Genomic DNA, 877 nt, shown 5'->3' on the forward strand with positions numbered 1-877 from the left:
TCGGCGACGACATAGAGCGCCGTCAACTCCTCGGGCCTCACCGCGGGGGGCTCGGCCGTCCGCTGTGCGGAGGCGAAACCGATGATCTCCCCGTCTCTGAGCGCCACCATCACCGGTGAGTCGGCCGCTCGCAGCGTCGTCCTCCACATCTCGATCCGGCGCTCGACACCGAACCACGGATTCGTGTCGGGATCGTCGACGAACTTCCCGTAGGTCTCGCGCCACGACCGCGCGTGGACGCGGGCGATCTGCTCGGCATCCGTCGGGACGGCAGACCGGATGACGGACAATCGTCGGCGCGCCGGAACGTCGGCGATCACCCGATCGATCCAGTCGCGGCGGGCGAGCGTTTTGATCTCATCGCGCGAGAACCAGCCCACTTCGATCAGTTCGTCCTGGTCGGCGACCGCGTCGCTGCGCAACTCGCAATCGTATGCGGTGGTCACGTATCCCACCTTGTCGCCGTTCGGGTAGGTGACCATCATGGATTCTCCGCCATACACGCCGACGATCCCGCGGATGCGCACGAGCGCCCCGGTCTCTTCGCCCACCTCACGGTGCAGGGCCTGGTCGGGTTCTTCGCCGGGTTCCACCGCCCCGCCGATCAGGCTCCATAGTCCGGAATGGCGGTGGCGGGCGAGCAGAAAACGGTCGCGATCGCGGATCACCGCGGTCACACCGGGAAGGAGCAGCAGGTCGCTCCCGATCCGTGACCGGATCGCGGCGATGTAGTCCGAGGTGGGCATGGCGCGAGTTTAGGCAATGCCGCGCACGTCTCCTCGCAGCCTCGAACAGCGAACGTCGACAGCACCGCCGTGATGAGCGGACGGCCGCGCTCCGGCGGAATCCGTTCTTTCCCTTCAGAGCCGCGCGCGAC

At 67.3% G+C, this 877-nt stretch carries 1 protein-coding gene; it reads right to left on the reverse strand.

Going from position 1 to position 877, the window contains the following annotated elements; all coding sequences use genetic code 11:
- A partial coding sequence (locus NS220_RS19895) for an NUDIX hydrolase (RefSeq protein ID WP_153004372.1) occupies window positions 1-746 on the reverse strand: 746 nt, incomplete at its 3' end.
- Window positions 747-877 lie beyond the last annotated feature (131 nt).

Origin of the sequence: Microbacterium testaceum (assembly GCF_001476655.1) — a bacterium.
Classification (GTDB): domain Bacteria; phylum Actinomycetota; class Actinomycetes; order Actinomycetales; family Microbacteriaceae; genus Microbacterium; species Microbacterium testaceum_C.